Origin of the sequence: Acinetobacter sp. NIPH 542 (genome assembly GCF_000369825.1) — a bacterium.
In the GTDB taxonomy this organism is placed as follows: Bacteria; Pseudomonadota; Gammaproteobacteria; order Pseudomonadales; family Moraxellaceae; genus Acinetobacter; species Acinetobacter oleivorans.
The window spans coordinates 1,175,165-1,192,735 of sequence record NZ_KB850206.1 but is presented as its reverse complement, the minus strand read 5'-3'; the positions used below and the strand labels follow the sequence as shown (position 1 = coordinate 1,192,735).

Below are 17,571 nucleotides of genomic sequence, written 5' to 3'. Positions count from 1 at the left end.
AACTTAGATAAAAATGCTAAACCTGTTTTTAGATTATTGATATATCGCCTAAATTAACAAAGAATCTAGACCATGGGCAATGCTTTATAAAGCCTTTCATCATAAAGACAAAAGCATTGCCTCTTTATTTGGTTACTTTATATATAAATCTAGTGAATACAGCTCATACTGTTATAAATTTTTTAAAATTTAGTCATGCTGAATTTGAAAACCTTTCCAGATTTGCTGGACTGATTTGTTATCACTCAAATTATTTTTAAAAATATAAATATCTTGAGGAAGACAATACTCATGATGATCTAACATGACCAGTTTTCCGTTCGCAAGATCTTCCTCAACATTAATTTTTGGAATCCATGCCACACCTAGACCTTGTAATACAAGCTCTTTCAAATTAGTAGCATTATCAGTCTCGTATAAGGTTTTATAATTCAACTTGCCTTCGATCAGTTGATCTACCAATTTTCGTAAATAAGCGTGTTTACTATAGGCAAGCAATGAAAAATTATTCTGAATCGTATGCTTAGGCGTATGGTCGGCCTCCGTAGCTGACACAGGAACAATCTCTGTTTCAGCAATCTTGATCCCACTTAAAATATCATCACCAACACGATTAATATTAGATCGATCCGCATAACAAATCATAAAATCGCAGGCACCTTCTTTTAAAAGAGATAAGCCCTCACCACTGTTCGTTGCGACAATTTCGATTTTTAAATCACGCATAAACGTTGGGAATTTTTTTAAAAAAGTCGTTAAAAAACCCGATGCTAATGAGTGGACAACACAAAAACGAATCGTAGATTCGGTTTCATTTTTGATGTTTTTAATCAGCTTAGCTGTTTCTTCTACCTGCTTCTCAATATTTTTAGACATGACCAACATAATTCGACCAATGTCTGTAAATTCAATATTATTTTTATTATTTCTAATAATGACTTCAGCTCCAATCATCTCTTCTATTTGCTGAATTCTACGCGTAAAAGCAGATTGGCTAATAAATCGTTTTTCGGCTGCTTTTGAAATAGAACGCTCTCGTTCAAGTGTCAAAAGGTCTTCTACCCAACGTACTTCTAAGTTCATTTTTGCATTCCCTTTTTATAGTTATGTCCTTAATTTGTCTGCTTGGGAAGCTGAATAAATAGCTGAATAGATGAATGAAAAATATAAAACATGGGAGTACCTGCAAAAATGCGATGGAAGGATGGCAAAGCCAAACGATAAAAGTAAGTATTTAATAATTCTGACATAGAAAAGAGTGTAAGAGAATAAAAGACTTTCATTTAGCGCAACAACTCATACAAATATAAAATTATTATTCTAAAAATTATTTTAAATCAAAAAGTAAGGTTGATATAAATCAAGTAAATAACCATTTAAGCTTTAATAAAAACCAAAAATACCCTCATCGTTTTATCAAGTCTTAATTTTTATAAAAAAAGTCCGCACCTTGGGGAAGAATACGGACTGTAAAACTAAAATTTTGCTAATTTGATTATTTCAGGATTTAAGCTTTCTGACCTAATCAACTAGTTCAAATCAGAAGATATATTTGCAGTATAGTTCAACTAAATAAACCTGACTATTCTACTAAAGTATCTATCCGAGATTGGCCTGAAAATTTTTTTAATATTCACCAATCAGATAATATAGCTTTCTTGAAATTTCAACCATCATATTCGCTGTATATTGAGTAATTTCAAAAACTTGCTTTTTCTGCGGATTGAATACCATATTATCTTTTTCATCACTAAAAAAGATATAAGTGGTGTATTTATCCATGTGATGGATATGCTCTTTTAAGCTTACTTTTTCCCCAGAATTGGGATCATAGGCGATAAACTTCATTCTCATGAATTTTGTCTCTATACATACAGTCTTTTATCAAAATTTTAAGAAAATTTAGATAAAACAATATTTTGATGGTTAATATAAAATAGTTAGGCTGAATAACCGTGGCTATTTATAAGATATTGGTACAATACTATTGGCTTTGTTTACTGAACTTTCAGCAGAAGCAATCGATTGCTCCGCGTCTTTAAGTAAACGGGAAGTTTTAGACTCACTTTTCTCTTCACCATGAAAAAGTACATAGTATGTAAAACTACCCAAAATGATTAATGCGGCTGTGACTTTTAACATAAACTTAAAAACTAAGATTTTTTCGTATTATAGTGTCTTTTATGTGAAATGCATCACATTTTTATATAAATTTGTTAGATAAGCTACACTTCTGATTTAATTACCCTCATTAAATTAGTTGATATTTCACTTAAATTAACAAGTCTAAAATTTTGTATGCAGCTCTTTTTCAAATTACATCTTCATTTAGTTCATCATAGAACTTTTTATTTTTAATTTATCTAAAAAGTAAACCATTAATTTATAAAATAAAATTTCGATATAATTTGTGAAGAAAAAAGTTTTTTTATTTTTAGGTTTAGAAAAAGAAAAAACTGATATGCAAAAAATGCATAATTAACTTGATAAATGCATTAGAAGTGAAGCATTTCGAAATCTAATATGAATTATCTACTCTACTAATTCGAAGTTTAATGATGAACGCTGAAATTACCACCCGTATTGAGAAGGATCTTATTGGTTATAGAGAAATCAATAATAATGATTATTACGGAGTTCAAACATTACGTGCTCTAGAAAACTTTAACTTAACACAAAGCAAAGTTGGAAATTTCCCACATTTAATTAAAGCATTAGCAATGGTAAAACTTGCTTGTGCTGAAGCGAACTATAATCTTAAAAGCTTAGATCAAACTAAATTTGAAGCGATTGAATACAGTTGTAATCAACTTATTCGCGGTAATTTTCACGACCAGTTCCCGATTGATATGATGCAAGGCGGTGCTGGTACTTCAACCAATATGAATGCAAATGAAGTATTGGCGAATGTTGCTTTAGAATATATGGGACATTCTAAAGGTCAATATCAATATCTACATCCAAATAACGACATTAACATGTCACAGTCAACAAATGACGTGTACCCTACTGCGATTCGCTTAGGTTTGTTATTAAGCTTAGATGAACTAAATCTTCCTTTTAATAACTTAATTTTAAGTTTCCGTAATAAATCTCAAGAGTTTGCTCACATCTTAAAAATGGGCCGTACTCAGTTACAAGATGCTGTACCTATGACCTTAGGTCAAGAGTTTGGTGCTTTTGCAGTAACCTTGCAAAAAGATCTTGAACAAATTAATACGCTTATTCCAAATGTTTTAGCTTATATGAACCTTGGTGGTACGGCGATTGGTACGGGAATTACCACTGAATATAGTTACCGTGAACTTGCGATTCAAGCACTTGGAAAAATTTCTGGCAAGAAAATTAAGTCTGCTCCTGACTTAATCGAAGCAACTTCAGATATGGGTGACTTTGTTCTTTTATCTGGTTTATTAAAGCGTACCGCAACTAAACTTTCAAAAATTGCCAATGACTTACGTTTACTTTCAAGTGGTCCACGTACTGGTATCAATGAAATTAACTTAGAAGCACGTCAACCGGGTAGTTCAATCATGCCAGGTAAAGTAAACCCAGTTATTCCTGAAGCGATGAACCTTGCTTGCTTCCAAATTATTGCAAATGATTTGGCTGTAACTTTAGCTGCTGAAGCTGGTCAATTACAGTTAAATGCAATGGAACCACTTATTGCATTCAAACTATTTGAATCTATGGATTTACTTGGTAACGCGATGGCAATGTTCCAAAGTAAATGTATTGATACGATTACGGCGAACCCTGAACATTGTAAAGCTTTAGTTGAAAACTCAATTGGTATTGTGACTGCACTTAACCCATATTTGGGTTATGAAACTACAACTCGTATTGCTAAAACTGCAAATGAAACTGGACAAAGTGTATTAGCACTCGTTCAGAACGAAGGTTTATTATCAGCACAAGTGCTTGATGATATCTTGTCGATTAATAATATGGTTAAACCAAAAATGTCGGCTTAATTCCTGAAAATAAAAAAGGAGCTTTTATAAGCTCCTTTTTTATTTGTTCTATATTTTAAAAACTGAAAGTTGTAGAGAACTGGGCTGTACGTGGATTACCTAAGAATAAATAGTCATCACCCATAAATGCCCCTACATCACGCCAATATTTCTTATTAAATAAGTTATCAATATTGAATCTGAATGTCGTGTCATGCCCAGCAAAATTTGTTTTATAGGCAGCCCCAATATTAAAGACGCTATAGCCACCTACTTTTGCCGTTCCCTCTTTATTTGCATATTTACTGCTACTGTATTGCATGCCACTGAGTAATCTTAACCCTTCAACTGAAGGTACTTTATAAGATAACTGTGCAGTTGCGCGTACTTTCGGTACATTTTGAGTTTGATGACCTTTATAGCTGTTACTATCAATATCAATATCAATATCAACTAGACGAGATTTGGTATAGGTAATGCCAGAGCTTACGTCAACTGTATCGGTTAAAGCGCCAGTTAAACCTAACTCAATACCTTGATTGTGTTGTTCACCTTGTGAAACAAAATCGAAAGTTCCTTCTGCATTTACTTTGCTATATTGATTGTCTTGTTTTAAATCAAAAATAGCTGCTGTTACTAAGTAGTTCCGAATTTGTTGCTTAACACCAAGTTCATATTGTTCAGAATTTCTAGGTGATAAAACTTCTAGAGCATTATTAGCAAACCAAGGTGCTTCACCACCATCCGATAAACCTTTGGCATATGAAGCATAAAGATTAGTCTTAGCAGTTGGGCTATACATGAGAGCTAATTGCGGTAAGAACTTATTTAAATCTGTATCACGGCTTTGCTGTCCATCTGGATCATACGCTTGTTCATCAAGGTGAATAAGTTTTCCACCCAATAAAGTTGACCACTGATCGTTAAATTGAACTCGGTCAGATACAGTAAATGCAGTTTGATCACTCTCTAGAGCTTTGTAACGATCACCTGGACTTTCTGATGATGGACTGTAGTCAATCATATCTTCATAGATATTGCCTGTTCCTACCGCTACATTCAGAGGTGTATGGTGCTTTAAAGTTTTATAAGTTCTCTGTAATTCGAAAGCTACTTGATGCTGAATACTGCTAGTGTTGAATTGCCCATTTAACCCAGCTGCAAACTGGTTGGTAATACGCGTGTCATCGGGGCTGCGGAAATCGTAAATATCATAATTACCGTTTTTATCAAAAGTATTGCCTAAACCAGTAACTTCACAATTATCGTTATAACATCCCCATGGGAAAGCACTGTTATCATCAATCACAACACGGCTTTGTGATGCACTTAAGCTACCATTCCATTGATCGTTAAATGTATATTGATATTTTAAACTCGCATTTACACTGTTATTTACAACCGGTTTACTCCAAGACTGATACCCCAATAAACGGTCTTGATCTACATTTGTTGGTACTTCTTGCCCATCAAGTAGTTGATAACCCGGTACTGAGCGTTGGCTTTGATGCTGAGCTTCAATATCAAACAGTAATTTAGAGCGATCATTAATTTTCCAGTCTAAAGCAACAGAACCAAACTCACGCTTACCATTTGCATGATCAACATTTGGATGAATACTTTCATGCGCTAAATTTATTCGATAGCCAAAATTATCATTTAAAAAGCCACCTACATCCGTTGCTAGTGTATAACCAGCTTCCGAATTTGCATCGACCGTAATAGTTTTAACATCAGCAGGTCTTTTGGTTACATAATTAACCACACCACCCGGTGTCGACATTCCACTTTGAATCGCAGAAATGCCTTTTAAAATTTCAACTTGTTCTTTATTTTCTAAAGCAACATTTTGCTCGCCACGTATGGTATGGCCGTTAATGAGATAACTAGAGCCTAAATCGAGGGCAAAACCACGCGCTACAAAGTTTGGATAGTAGCCAATAGCAGCGTAGCCATCTCCTAACGATGAATCATTTTTAATAACATCAGTTAGCGTTTTTGCATGTTGATCTGCTATGCGCTCAGAGGTAATGGCGGTAATAGATGCAGGAACTTTCTTTACATCGCCTGTTTGAAAACCAGATAAATTAACTTTTTTAGATGTATATAGCGCATCACTATTTTGTGTAGCGTTCACAGTAATGGTTGGGAGCTGCGAAACCTCCGCTTCATTTGCGTAGACTACAGATGTCATCAGTGCAATAGATGAAGCCAATGCTGTTTTAGAGCATGTTATGAAGTGAAGATTTAACGAACGTCTTTCCATTGAATAACTACCTGCCATACCGTGCATAATTTGAAGCGCTAGAAGTAACTGCTGAGCCTATTTTTAGCCACGCAAGAATACAGTGACAAATATAGAGAAACAACAAATTATATATTTTTTAGATTAAGTAAATTTTGTGTAATAAAGCATCATCATTATATAAATTTCATTTATTTTCTTTGAAATTGGGACTATAACTTTTTAAGTATTACCAAATAGTCAAAATAAAACTAAGCTCAGAAATAGGTCTAGACCAAGGAGGAATAAAATAATCAATATGCTTGATAAATTAGATGTTTGATTTTAAATAAAGTTTATGGTGAATTGATCAACTCACTAAATTAAGGAATTGTTCGATAATCGGTAAAAATATCTTTAAATCGAACAAAAGATCATAGAATCACTAGAATGGAAGTTTAAAATTATAAAAAATAAATGGAGAGGAATTCTAAGAAAGTACTCAGGATTGAGTGATATTTAAAGATTCATTCTATTTCCTGTTCAGTACATCTGAAAATTTCTATTTTTTTTCTGCTAACTGACGGAATATCTATGACATATACTAAGGAAGAAAAGAGCAGCAGAATACGAGGGATTGTAGGCGCAGCTTCAGGTAATTTGGTCGAATGGTTTGACTTTTATATCTATGCAGTATTTGCTGCTTATTTTACTCAGGCTCTAACTGCACCAGACATGGATAGTACGACCAAATCGATTTATGTTTGGGGTGTATTTGCAGCAAGCTTTTTTATGCGTCCTATTGGTAGCTGGATATTTGGACGCATTGCAGACCGACACGGTCGAAAAAAATCAATGATTGTCTCAATTTGCTTAATGGCTTTGAGCTCTTTTCTATTTGCAGCCCTACCCACTTATGAACAAGTTGGGTTATTTGCCCCTTTCCTTTTACTGGTAGTACGCTTACTTCAAGGTCTATCGGTGGGTGGTGAATATGGTGCAGTCGCAACATATATGAGTGAATTAGGCTTAAAGGGTCAACGTGGTTTTTATTCCTCTTTCCAATATGTCACCCTCTCTGGTGGTCAATTACTTGCCAGCCTACTTGGCGTAATCTTATTAACGTTTTTAAGTGAACAACAATTACTTGATGGCGGTTGGCGTATTCCATTCATTATTGGTGGTATTGCTGCCATTCTATCTTTGCTTGCACGGAGTCGTTTAGAAGAAACACTTTCACATCAAGATAGTGAACGAAAAGAATCTGGTAGCTTAAGAGAGCTCTTTAAAAAGCATTGGAAAACCTTTTTATTAGTGGTCGGCTATACTTCTGCTGGTTCATTAACGTTTTATGTAGAAACTGTTTATTCAAAAACCTATTTAACTAATTTAGGTATGGATGGAAAAACCGTTGGTTATATCATGACCTTCGCGCTATTTGTCTATATGTGTGCTCAACCTGTATTTGGTGCAATTTCGGACCGTATTGGGCGACGTTCTTCAATGCTGGCATTTAGCTTATTATCTGCGATTTTTATCTATCCAGTGATGGCAATTGGGATGCCTAATTATATAGATTCGCCGATCATCATTACCTTGCTACTCATTTTTATGATGATGATTTTGAGTTTCTATACATCTATTAGTGGTTTGGTAAAAGCTGAGATGTTCCCACCTCACGTACGCGCACTCGGAGTAGGATTTTCATATGCGGTAGGTAATGCTATTTTTGGTGGTTCTGCACCTTCGGTTGCCTTGCAATTCAAAGCTGCTGGAATTGAAAATACCTTCTTTATTTATGTCATTGTCATGCTGATTATCTGTTTCTTGTGTAGCCTTGCGCTTCCTAAAAAACCAGATTATTTAGAACATGATCATTAATTAAATGAAATGCCTTCTGTCCCAAGCAGAAGGCATTTTTTAGCACTTAGCAAATTCTTTTAAAAAAGCCCACGGGAAAATTCCTTTATCATGTCCATCACTAAAACAAATTTGGGCACCGTAACCTTGATCGAACATAGCTGTTACTTCGACATTTTGATCTTCAATTTTAATTTGCTTAATTCGCTTCGCTCGGCAAAAGCCACATGGGCAAATTTCCCTTAAATTTTGATGACTCAGAGAGACGCTTAAACCATCGGTCCAGATAAAGTGAACCTGTTTATTTGTAGTATCGACACGAATATCAGGTCTGGCTTGCATATTTCACCTCACCAATTTGATTTAATCCAATACGAATCGCTTTTCGTACTTCTGGGTCGGAGTCATTTTGATGTTGTTCCAGTAACGTTTGAGCTTCTAATGTGCCAATTTCACCGAGTGCTAAAGCGACCTCTTTACGTAAATTGCTAATTTCATGATTAAAGTTATCAGACAAATGAGCAACTGCCAGACGCGACTTGAGTAACCCTAAGCTTCGAACTGTGGCAATACGTACTTGCCAATATAAGTCAGATAAAGCATGAATTAAGGGAGTTTCGAGCTGAACGATATGTAATTTTCCAATCGTAAGTGCAGCTTCGACTCTTAATTGCCAACTTTCCGAAGTTAAAGAATGTTGAAGTGCTTGAATCACCTCAGCTGATATGGTCTGACTATAGGCCAAACCACCTGTTGCAATGCGACGAACCTCATCATCCAAATCTGTTTCAGCAGTTTTTGCCAATATCGTAATCGCTTGGTCTTGCTGTAACCAACTTAATGCACTGACTGCCTCACGGCGCACAAGAGCATCTTCATGGTGTACCAAAGCAGATATATCTTCAAATAATTGCTGTGGTCGTAAAGGTTTCAAAGCACGTAAAATTGCACTAAGAGCAAAAGTATCCGTATGCTTTAAATAAGGGGCCAGTATTTGAGCTGATACCGTATTTTTCACTTCACTTAAGCTTTGGCTGGCAGCTTGTTTCACATTCAGATCTGCATCAAATAAGGCTTGAGCCAATACTTGTAAACTGGTTGGATCTTCCCAACTTTCTAACTTTTTTGCTGCCTCTTCACGAACTAAAGCAGAAGAATCCTGTTGCAATGCTGCATGCAACCAAGGGAGTAAATCCGGATTTTCTTCATCACCAATATTCATTAAAGCAACAAAGCGAATCTTTTCATCTGCGTGATTAAGCTGTGCAAGAAATTCCTGATTATATTCATCGAGGTCATCTAAAGCTTGATAATAAAAACTCATTCGTATTCCTTAATTTGTGATTTCTTTCCAAGCCCTAATGGATTTAAGCGGCTTAACTCTTCTTGTTGAGTGGCTTCTTTTAAAGTCTGGATACAATGCTTTTTAATGGCCGTAAATTCACTACTTGTTACAAGCTCAACGTCTCGTGGACGTTCAAACTTAAGCGGAATTTCTTCAATAATTCGCCCTGGTCTATGGCTCATAATCAATACTCGATCAGCTAAAAAAAGTGCCTCATCAATATCGTGGGTAATAAATAAAACCGACGTTTGGATTTCTTGCCAAATTTCGAGTAATAGCATTTGCATTTTTAAACGAGTTTGAGCATCTAAAGCACCAAAAGGCTCATCCATTAATAAAATGCGAGGTTGATTAATCAGCACTCTCGCAATTTCAACTCGTTGCTGCATGCCACCAGAAAGTTCAGCTGGAAATTTATGTTCAAAACCTTTAAGCCCGACCAGATCAATCATTTTCTTAGCTTGTTCAATACGCTTTTGTTTAGCGATGCCTTTCATTTTTAAACCAAAGGCAATATTTTCAAGCACACTTTTCCATGGAAATAAGGTATGTTGCTGGAACACCAAACCTCTGTCGGGATGCGGTTCAAGTATAGATTCATTATCGACCGTTAAAGTCCCAGAACTAATCGGTAAGTGCCCTGCCAAAGCACCTAATAATGTAGATTTACCGCAACCAGATGGGCCAAGTAGACATATAAACTCGCCCGGTTGTATTTCGAAATTAACCCGATCTAGTGCCTGAAAACGATTTTTAGCTTGCCCTAAATGTAGCGATAGATTTTGAATACGCACATGGCCTTGTGTAATTGACATTTTATGATTTCCTTAGTTGATACCATGGGGTAAATCGGTTTCCAATCACACGTACCAATGTACTGCTAAACATACCTAACGCTCCTATCAGCACCATACCAACCACGATATTGCTATAGTTTTGCAAGGTGAACGATTCCCATGTGAAGTATCCAATTCCATGTTGGCCTGAAATCATTTCGGCAGTCACTAAACAGAACCAACAAGTACCCATTCCAATAGATAACCCCGTAATAATGTTAGGTAATGCCCCCGGAATAATGACTTCATAAATGATAGCTAGATCAGAAGCACCTAGACTTTTCGCAGATGCAACGAGCCTTGGGTCAACTGCACCAACGCCATGTACAGTGTTTAATAAAATTGGAAATAAAGCCCCGATAAAAGTGATAAAAATCATAGAAGCTTCTGAGGATGGAAAAATCAGAATCGCTAAAGGAATCCATGCAACTGCTGGAATTGGACGTAATACTTCTAATGGCGGCATTAGAAATGCAGCCAGTTTTTGATAACGTCCTGCTAACAAACCAATACCTACTCCAATTAAAGCCGCTAGCACAAAACCAACCACTACGCGAAAGACACTAGATTCAACATGTTCAAATGCAGTGCAGAGTTGAAAGAAAGCCCAAAGCGCATGAATGACATCTAAAGGTGTCGGGACATTGCTAAAGTTCACAATGCCTAAATTTATTTTAAACTGAGCAAGTCCTTGCCAAATGACTATCCAGAAAGCTATAGATGTAAAAGCAATGGCATAGTTTTTTAAATGCGCTGGATATAACCTCAATTGTTGGAAAAATTTAACCAAAAATGTACTTTGGTTTTTAGGTTTTGTTTGGACTAAACTACTCATTCGTCACCTCCTGCTTATTAGGTAAGACAACACATCAGCTCTGTGTTACAAGCTGAATAGCTTTAAAGTCATATACTTTTCCGCCCTGTTGTTTAGCCCATTTTTCAGCATCATCTTTTAATAAAAAGGCCTGAATTTGTCCTGCTTTATCTGTGGCATACCATGCCAGATTGGCAAGTAACTTAATATCGGACTGATGATCTTGGCTATAAACCACACGCACCGTTTTTCCATCGGCTTGAATTTTCTTTAAATCAGAAAAAGCATGCTCAGGCGTTTCATAGCTACGAACTTTTTCTTCACCCTTTACCCAAATTTGAGTCACCCGATCAAATGTTTTGATGGGTTGGCCTGTTAAAGCGTCATTGGCAACCAAAGGTGATTTTGCATAGTCAGCGAGTTGCTGGCTGTAATTAAGTCCAGATGCCTGAAATACATCCTTAATATATTGGTCATCAATAAATTTATTTACATCAAGCGTACCGTCGTTTTTTCCTAAAACTTTTAAGGTGTCTATCGCAATTTGAGTCGCTTTTCGATATTCAGGTTTCCATGTTAAGTCACGAGTTTGTAGACCTAATGGACCATGAAACAGATAGACCACTTCGGCAGGAATACCGGTTTTTTCAGCAATAAATTCACTATATTTTTCAGGTTGTTCTCGAATCAGGCGATTCGCTTCAATAGTTGCTTGTAAATAAGCTTTTATAACTTCCGGATGCTGCTGTGCATAATCCTTGCTGGCAAGTGAACCATGAAATGTAGGTGATTTTGCTTGTGAACCATCATAGATTTTTTTAGCAAAGCCTTGGTAAGTAAATAACTCTCCAAATGGTACGAAATCAGCATGCGCAGCAATCTTATGACTTTTTAATGCAGGCCCCGCCACTTCTGGCGCCTGAGCAATCACTTTAATATCTTTATCAAGTTGCCAACCTTCAGCTTGAATTGCTCGCAATAATAGTCCGTGAGCAGTTGAGGCAAAAGGTACAGAAATAGTCTGCCCCTTTAGCTCTTTAAGTGAAGTTACTTTTGAGTCAATGGGAACAACAATCGCATTACCGCTGCCATTAATACTGCCTGACAAAGGCGCTAAAAATATGCTTTCTTTTCCAGCTTTTTTAAATGCCGCTAAATTATTAACAGCAGGAAAGTCAGCCATTGCTCCCAAATCTAGACGCCCAGCCACCATCTCACTGGTAAGTGGTGCACCAGAGGTAAAGTTTTTCCATTGAATGTCATATTTAACATTCTTGTATTCACCATCTTTGGGTAAATATTTTGGTAATAAATTCAATTCACGAATGAGCAACCCACCTGTTGCACAGTTAATGGTGGTGTCTTGCGTGCCAATGGCGACACGCACAGTTTCTGTTTTACTGCCGCACCCCAAAGTGCCAAGTACAATGGCACCAATTAAGCTACTGAGTAATAGTTTTTTATTGATCAATTTATTTTGTCTCATGTTGCGTATTCCAAATTAATTATTTGAGTAGGTATGGGATATTTACTTTGACTGCATCCGTTGGGCAGTCCTTTTCACAAGGCATGCAATACCAACATTCATCAAACTGCATGAAAGCTTTTTGAGTGGTTGGATCGATCGCCAATAAGTCCATTGGACAAACATCTACACAGACTGTGCATCCTTTATCAGCAATACATTTATCTTCATCAATAATGACGGGTGCGACAGTACGGTGTTGAACTTCTTTAAAAATAAAAGCCATGATTTGAATTCCTGATTTATTTAGTCTGCTAGCGCAATATCTTTTTGAATGCGTAAACGGTCATACGACACAGCTTCATCTTGGTTAATCGGAACCACATAAGGCTCGATTTGTTTTTTGAAACTGACCATGTTGCCTTGTTCATCTTTTTTCAAATGAGCGTGACAGAACCAATCCGAGTTATTCTTTTGAGGGAAATCTGCTCTATAGTGGTACAGTCCCCAGCGGCTTTCTTCTCTAAACAGTGAGGCTCTAGCTGCCATTTCCGCACAGTCTCGAATAAAAGAAACTTCAGCGGCACGCATCAGCTCATGCGGGTTTCTTGCAGAGATTCGCTTAATATCCTGTTTGATTTCTTCAAAACGTTTGAGCCCAATTTCCATTTTTTGGCGTGTTTTAGGAGGCTGCAAATAGTCATTTACAAAACGGCGCAGCTTATATTCCACTTGTTCGGCTGGTAAACCTTCAGAACAATCCAGTGGTGCAAATATTCGAGCTTTTTCTGCTTCTATTTCGCTTTGGTTTAATTCGCTATCTTCAATTGCATTCACGTATTGCGCAGCATTTACACCTGCAAACCATCCGTAGGTAAATGCACCAAGCATATAGTTATGAGGTACAGCCGCCATATCGCCTGCACTGTATAAGCCTTTAACCGAAGTCTCGGCTTTTTCATTGACCCATACGCCAGAAGCACTGTGTCCGCTACAGAAACCAATTTCTGAAATATGCATTTCTACCATATCTTGACGGTAATTGGTTCCTCGGCCCTCATGGAAACGACCACGGCTTGGTCGCTCATTGGTATGCAGAATCTCTTCAATGGTTTGAATGGTTTCTTCGGCCAAATGATCTACTTTTAAATAAACAGGACCATTACCACTTTCCAGTTCTTGGTAGAACTCCCACATCATTTGACCACTCCAGTAGTCACATTCAATGAAACGTTCACCTTTACTGTTGGCGGTATAACCTCCTAAAGGACCTGTCACATAGGCACAAGCCGGACCGTTATAGTCTTTAATCAGTGGATTGATTTGGAAGCATTCTAAATTGGCAAGTTCAGCACCTGCATGGTATGCCATTGCATAGCCATCACCTGCATTGGTTGGGTTTTCATAAGTGCCCATCAAATAGCCAGAAGATGGCAAACCTAAACGCCCTGCGGCACCACAACATAAAATGGCAGCTTTCGTTTTAATGACATAAAAGTCACCACTACGACAGTCAAAACCAAGTACACCATTGATTGCACCTTGCTCATTTTTTAAAAGCTTCGTGGTGACAATTCGATTATTAATTTTGACTTGAGCACGCTTTAACTGACGATATAAAACTTTTTTAACGTCATGGCCTTCGGGCATTGGTAAAACATATGCCCCCATGTGATGTACTTTTTTTACTGCAAATTCGCCTGTCTCATCTTTTTCAAACTTAATGCCCCATTGATCGAGCTGTTGAATGGTTGTGAAACTATGCTTTGCATATGCATATACAGTGGTTTGGTTAACTACCCCATCATTTGCAATCGTAATTTCTTTGGTGTACTGCTCAGGTGTTGCATAGCCCGGAATGACAGCATTATTCAGCCCATCCATTCCCATTGAAATTGCTCCACTGCGCTTTACATTCGCTTTTTCAATGAGCAAGACTTTTAAATTCGGGTTTTCTTGTTTTGCTTTAATCGCAGCCATTGGTCCAGCAGTTCCACCACCAATCACCACAATATCGAACTCAAGATATTTAGTTTCCATTGTAAAATCCTTATTTTTATCTGAGTTATTAACGATGAATACGTAAACGGTACTGGAAGGTATCGCCCGAGAAATAGAGATATTCATAGTCAATCGGTTGGCCATTTGCATCATGAGTCAAACGTTCGACCCGTAATACAGGAGTTCCGATTTCAACTTGCAGCAAAGCTGCTAATTCTTCATCCGCTACTGTGGCATCAATACTTAAATCCGCATGTCCTAAAGGGATGCCACACTCTTGTTCTAATGCCTTGAAAATATCGGTTGTACGTAAATCAATCGCTTTTTCTTTAAGCTTCAAACCAATATGTTCTGGCAAATAAGTCAACTCATAAGACACTGGCTGACGGTTGAGCAAACGAACACGTTGAATTTCATACACATTGGCTTTAACTGGTAACTTTAATTTGGGTACTACGTGCATCGGGATCTGTTTAAGCTCGGCCGAGATGACACGGTTTAAAATTTCGTGACCAGCAGATGACATTGCTTCTGCAAAACCCTGCAAACTTGAAATGTTCTGGAATGTTTTTGGCTTACTTACAAAGGTCCCTTTACCTGGCACCTTAAAAATATAGCCTTCCAACTGTAATTGGTTGAGTGCTTGGCGAACTGTGATTCGGCTTACACCAAACTGTTCAGCAAATTCGTTTTCAGATGGAATTTGACTCAACACTGCGTATTCGCCATTTACAATTTTGTTAAGGATGAGTTCCCTTAACTGATCGTAAAGAGGCTTGTGATTTTTGGGATCGTGGGGTAGCTGGCTCACGGCTTAAAACCTGTTATAACAACTTGAGCAAATAATGTTTAAAATGTTTCAGCTTTGGAAATAATTTAAAGCGATAACTTTAGTTAAAAAAATAATTTCAATGAATATCAATAAATTAGTAAATAGTTATCTATGGAATTTAATTATTGTTATAAAAAAGATATATGTATTTGTGTTGAATAAAAGCTCTAGATAGCCCAAGAAATTTGAACATGTTATTAACTACTGCATGTTGTTACCCAATGCTGAAACATAAGAGTTAGCAACCTGCTAGTTGAATTAATTGTTTATCTTTTATAAAAATGAGTTATAAGTCCTTTAACGTAATTGTGAAGGACTCATGCCATAAAACTGTTTAAAGCGATGACTTAAATGACTCGCTGAACTAAAACCACATACTAGGGCAATATCTTGTAAAGAAAGCTGAGATGACTGAATTAGCCCTTTTGCCTTAGTTAAACGTCTTTGCATAACATATTGGTGAGGTGCCATATTCATAGACTGTTTAAACATATGGGCAAAATGGTATTCACTTAAATTCACAACATTTGCCAAGTCTGACAAAGTGAGTGCTTGATCTAAATGCCCTTCAATCCAGTCTTGAATATATTTGAGTTTATGAGGAGCAAGGCCACCTTTAATGACAGGCTGCTGCCACTTAACATTGCTATATCTTCGAATTAAATGATTCAACAATAAACTGGCAGTTGTACTCATTTGTAAATGGTTTGATGAATCATTCCAATCACAATCTAACAAGAAAAACTGATATAGCGCACGAATCTTTTCGTCATCATTAAAGACAACTTCATTTAGTTCAATTTGATTGGGCTCTTTGTCCCATATTTTTTCAGCAACATCACGCAAATGTTGGTCGGTATAGTACAGGTGAACAAATTTAAGCCCGCCTCGTATATCCCAAGTAGACTCTTGATGTTCAGGCAACAAACAAAAACGCCCCGGCCCACCGCCATTTTTCCAGCCCGCAGGTGTTTTTTGATAGCTTTCATAGCCATCTTGAATATAAAGACTTAAAGTATGGTGATCGCTACAGACACTTACCCGATCTTGTTCATTAGACCAAAATGCAAGTTGCATATTTTCATCAAGCACCACAGTTTCGTGAAGCTTGGCTTTAGATTGCTGTAGCTGTTCTAAAGTTTGATAGGCCATGCAAAATTAAAACGAATATCATTGAGCTTAAGTTAACCATATTCAGCAAAATTCAGCTAGTTCAGTTATATAAAAAACGCAAGATCTTGCATGTATAACACAAGAATATATACGTGAAAAATGAAGCATTCCTAGATACTTAAGCTTGGTAATCGAGGATGAACTTATGAATATTTTGCTCTATGTTGCGGTGGTGTTGATTTGGGGAACAACATGGATTGGAATTGCCGTTCAGAGCCATTATGCAACACCCGTCGTCGCAATTTTATGGCGTTTTGCTATTTCAGCCTTATTACTTTGGGTTGTTTTACTATTTTCAGGAAAATTACAGCGAATTGCTTTAAAAGATCACTTATTTTGTATGCTGCAAGGCCTTTGTGTTTTCGGCCTAAACTTTATTTGTTTTTATACCGCCGTTAAATATGTAAATAGCGGTTTAGAGTCCGTTATTTTTTCGATGGCTGTTTTCTTTAATGCCATTAATGCGCTTATCTTTTTTAAGCAAAAACCTTCCCCAAACTTTGCCCCAGCTGCACTTTTAGGCCTAGGTGGTATTGTTTTACTCTTTTGGCATGACCTCATTAATAGCCAGTTTAATGCACAGTTGTTGATGGGAATTGGGTTATGTGCAGTAGGCACTTACGGTTTTTCTTTAGGAAATATGATTAGTGTTAGACACCAAAAACGTGGTCTAAATATCTTTTCAACAAATTGTTATGCCATGACTTATGGAGCATTGGTGATGTTAAGTCTAGCTTTATTTACTGGACAAGATTTAATGCCGCCGATGAATTTCCCATTTTTAAGTTCGGTACTTTACTTGGCTGTATTTGGTACGGTTATTGGGTTTTCTGCTTATTTTTCTTTGGTTGGGCGCATTGGTGCGGCCAAAGCAGCATATAGCACATTACTTTTCCCTTTAGTCGCTCTAACAGTTTCTACCTTCTTTGAAGGATATGAGTGGACTTTAAATGCTGTATTTGGAATTTTACTCATCTTACTTGGTAACTACTTAATGTTCAGTAAGTTTGAAATTGGAAAAAAGTTATTTAATAGTCAAAAAAGTTGTGAGAAGCAGGCCTAAAAGCC

16 protein-coding genes are annotated in these 17,571 nt (G+C 36.8%); 3 read left to right on the top strand and 13 right to left on the bottom strand.

Annotated elements, in window-relative coordinates; translation table 11 throughout:
* Window positions 1-189: 189 nt before the first annotated feature.
* The 3 genes from F886_RS11160 to F886_RS11150 form a co-directional block, all read right to left on the bottom strand.
* Window positions 190-1,083, bottom strand: coding sequence for a LysR substrate-binding domain-containing protein (locus F886_RS11160; RefSeq protein ID WP_005305060.1), 894 nt, complete (start codon window positions 1,081-1,083; stop codon window positions 190-192).
* 543 nt (window positions 1,084-1,626) lie between these two features.
* Window positions 1,627-1,848 carry a hypothetical protein gene (locus tag F886_RS11155; RefSeq protein ID WP_080645707.1) on the bottom strand — a complete coding sequence of 74 codons (222 nt, stop codon included), beginning with the start codon at window positions 1,846-1,848 and terminating at the stop codon, window positions 1,627-1,629.
* A gap of 111 nt (window positions 1,849-1,959) precedes the next feature.
* Window positions 1,960-2,142: a hypothetical protein gene (locus tag F886_RS11150; RefSeq protein WP_005305057.1), complete on the bottom strand. Its 183-nt coding sequence runs from the start codon at window positions 2,140-2,142 to the stop codon at window positions 1,960-1,962.
* A 413-nt stretch (window positions 2,143-2,555) separates the two neighbouring features.
* On the opposite strand from F886_RS11150, the gene F886_RS11145 reads away from it, so the two are divergent.
* Window positions 2,556-3,974: an aspartate ammonia-lyase gene (locus F886_RS11145; RefSeq protein WP_004792497.1), complete on the top strand. Its 1,419-nt coding sequence runs from the start codon at window positions 2,556-2,558 to the stop codon at window positions 3,972-3,974.
* A 55-nt stretch (window positions 3,975-4,029) separates the two neighbouring features.
* On the opposite strand, the gene F886_RS11140 is transcribed toward F886_RS11145, so the two are convergent.
* Window positions 4,030-6,246: a TonB-dependent siderophore receptor gene (locus F886_RS11140; RefSeq protein WP_034591101.1), complete on the bottom strand. Its 2,217-nt coding sequence runs from the start codon at window positions 6,244-6,246 to the stop codon at window positions 4,030-4,032.
* Between the two features lie 525 nt (window positions 6,247-6,771).
* Between F886_RS11140 and F886_RS11135 the strand changes: the two genes are divergently transcribed.
* Entirely contained in the window at window positions 6,772-8,058 is a 1,287-nt protein-coding gene (locus F886_RS11135) for an MFS transporter (protein WP_005305051.1), read from the top strand.
* A 39-nt stretch (window positions 8,059-8,097) separates the two neighbouring features.
* Here F886_RS11135 and F886_RS11130 read toward each other — a convergent pair whose 3' ends face one another.
* The 9 genes from F886_RS11130 to F886_RS11090 form a co-directional block, all read right to left on the bottom strand.
* Window positions 8,098-8,379: a DUF971 domain-containing protein gene (locus tag F886_RS11130; protein WP_005305048.1), complete on the bottom strand. Its 282-nt coding sequence runs from the start codon at window positions 8,377-8,379 to the stop codon at window positions 8,098-8,100.
* Window positions 8,363-9,361 carry a HEAT repeat domain-containing protein gene (locus tag F886_RS11125; protein ID WP_005305044.1) on the bottom strand — a complete coding sequence of 333 codons (999 nt, stop codon included), beginning with the start codon at window positions 9,359-9,361 and terminating at the stop codon, window positions 8,363-8,365. Before F886_RS11125 ends, F886_RS11130 begins: the two co-directional genes overlap by 17 nt.
* On the bottom strand, window positions 9,358-10,197 hold the full coding sequence (locus F886_RS11120) for an ABC transporter ATP-binding protein (protein ID WP_005305043.1): 840 nt from the start codon (window positions 10,195-10,197) through the stop codon (window positions 9,358-9,360). The genes F886_RS11125 and F886_RS11120 overlap by 4 nt, the downstream gene beginning before the upstream one ends.
* A gap of 1 nt (window position 10,198) precedes the next feature.
* Complete coding sequence (locus tag F886_RS11115) at window positions 10,199-11,053, bottom strand: ABC transporter permease (protein ID WP_005305040.1); 855 nt, start codon at window positions 11,051-11,053, stop codon at window positions 10,199-10,201.
* 34 nt (window positions 11,054-11,087) lie between these two features.
* A complete protein-coding gene (locus F886_RS11110; protein ID WP_005305035.1) occupies window positions 11,088-12,518 on the bottom strand; it encodes an ABC transporter substrate-binding protein in 1,431 nt (476 codons plus the stop codon).
* Between the two features lie 19 nt (window positions 12,519-12,537).
* Window positions 12,538-12,783 carry a 4Fe-4S dicluster domain-containing protein gene (locus F886_RS11105; protein WP_000864073.1) on the bottom strand — a complete coding sequence of 82 codons (246 nt, stop codon included), beginning with the start codon at window positions 12,781-12,783 and terminating at the stop codon, window positions 12,538-12,540.
* A 20-nt stretch (window positions 12,784-12,803) separates the two neighbouring features.
* Window positions 12,804-14,537: a fumarate reductase/succinate dehydrogenase flavoprotein subunit gene (locus tag F886_RS11100; RefSeq protein WP_005305032.1), complete on the bottom strand. Its 1,734-nt coding sequence runs from the start codon at window positions 14,535-14,537 to the stop codon at window positions 12,804-12,806.
* Between the two features lie 28 nt (window positions 14,538-14,565).
* Window positions 14,566-15,309: a GntR family transcriptional regulator gene (locus F886_RS11095; protein WP_005305029.1), complete on the bottom strand. Its 744-nt coding sequence runs from the start codon at window positions 15,307-15,309 to the stop codon at window positions 14,566-14,568.
* Between the two features lie 318 nt (window positions 15,310-15,627).
* Window positions 15,628-16,482 carry a helix-turn-helix domain-containing protein gene (locus tag F886_RS11090; protein WP_005305027.1) on the bottom strand — a complete coding sequence of 285 codons (855 nt, stop codon included), beginning with the start codon at window positions 16,480-16,482 and terminating at the stop codon, window positions 15,628-15,630.
* Between the two features lie 166 nt (window positions 16,483-16,648).
* Here F886_RS11090 and F886_RS11085 point away from each other — a divergent pair, with 166 nt between their 5' ends.
* Window positions 16,649-17,566, top strand: a complete 918-nt coding sequence (locus F886_RS11085; RefSeq protein ID WP_005305025.1) for a DMT family transporter — start codon at window positions 16,649-16,651, stop codon at window positions 17,564-17,566.
* The last annotated feature ends 5 nt before the right edge of the window (window positions 17,567-17,571 follow it).

Bases quoted from the DNA above. Each gene is read 5' to 3' on its own strand.
- F886_RS11135 (WP_005305051.1), top strand. From the start codon at position 6,772: ATGACATATACTAAGGAAGAAAAGAGCAGCAGAATACGAGGGATTGTA.
- F886_RS11160 (WP_005305060.1), bottom strand. From the start codon at position 1,083: ATGAACTTAGAAGTACGTTGGGTAGAAGACCTTTTGACACTTGAACGA.
- F886_RS11090 (WP_005305027.1), bottom strand. From the start codon at position 16,482: ATGGCCTATCAAACTTTAGAACAGCTACAGCAATCTAAAGCCAAGCTT.
- F886_RS11115 (WP_005305040.1), bottom strand. From the start codon at position 11,053: ATGAGTAGTTTAGTCCAAACAAAACCTAAAAACCAAAGTACATTTTTG.
- F886_RS11110 (WP_005305035.1), bottom strand. From the start codon at position 12,518: ATGAGACAAAATAAATTGATCAATAAAAAACTATTACTCAGTAGCTTA.
- F886_RS11120 (WP_005305043.1), bottom strand. From the start codon at position 10,197: ATGTCAATTACACAAGGCCATGTGCGTATTCAAAATCTATCGCTACAT.
- F886_RS11085 (WP_005305025.1), top strand. From the start codon at position 16,649: ATGAATATTTTGCTCTATGTTGCGGTGGTGTTGATTTGGGGAACAACA.
- F886_RS11155 (WP_080645707.1), bottom strand. From the start codon at position 1,848: ATGAAGTTTATCGCCTATGATCCCAATTCTGGGGAAAAAGTAAGCTTA.
- F886_RS11145 (WP_004792497.1), top strand. From the start codon at position 2,556: ATGATGAACGCTGAAATTACCACCCGTATTGAGAAGGATCTTATTGGT.
- F886_RS11125 (WP_005305044.1), bottom strand. From the start codon at position 9,361: ATGAGTTTTTATTATCAAGCTTTAGATGACCTCGATGAATATAATCAG.
- F886_RS11130 (WP_005305048.1), bottom strand. From the start codon at position 8,379: ATGCAAGCCAGACCTGATATTCGTGTCGATACTACAAATAAACAGGTT.
- F886_RS11105 (WP_000864073.1), bottom strand. From the start codon at position 12,783: ATGGCTTTTATTTTTAAAGAAGTTCAACACCGTACTGTCGCACCCGTC.
- F886_RS11100 (WP_005305032.1), bottom strand. From the start codon at position 14,537: ATGGAAACTAAATATCTTGAGTTCGATATTGTGGTGATTGGTGGTGGA.
- F886_RS11140 (WP_034591101.1), bottom strand. From the start codon at position 6,246: ATGCACGGTATGGCAGGTAGTTATTCAATGGAAAGACGTTCGTTAAAT.
- F886_RS11150 (WP_005305057.1), bottom strand. From the start codon at position 2,142: ATGTTAAAAGTCACAGCCGCATTAATCATTTTGGGTAGTTTTACATAC.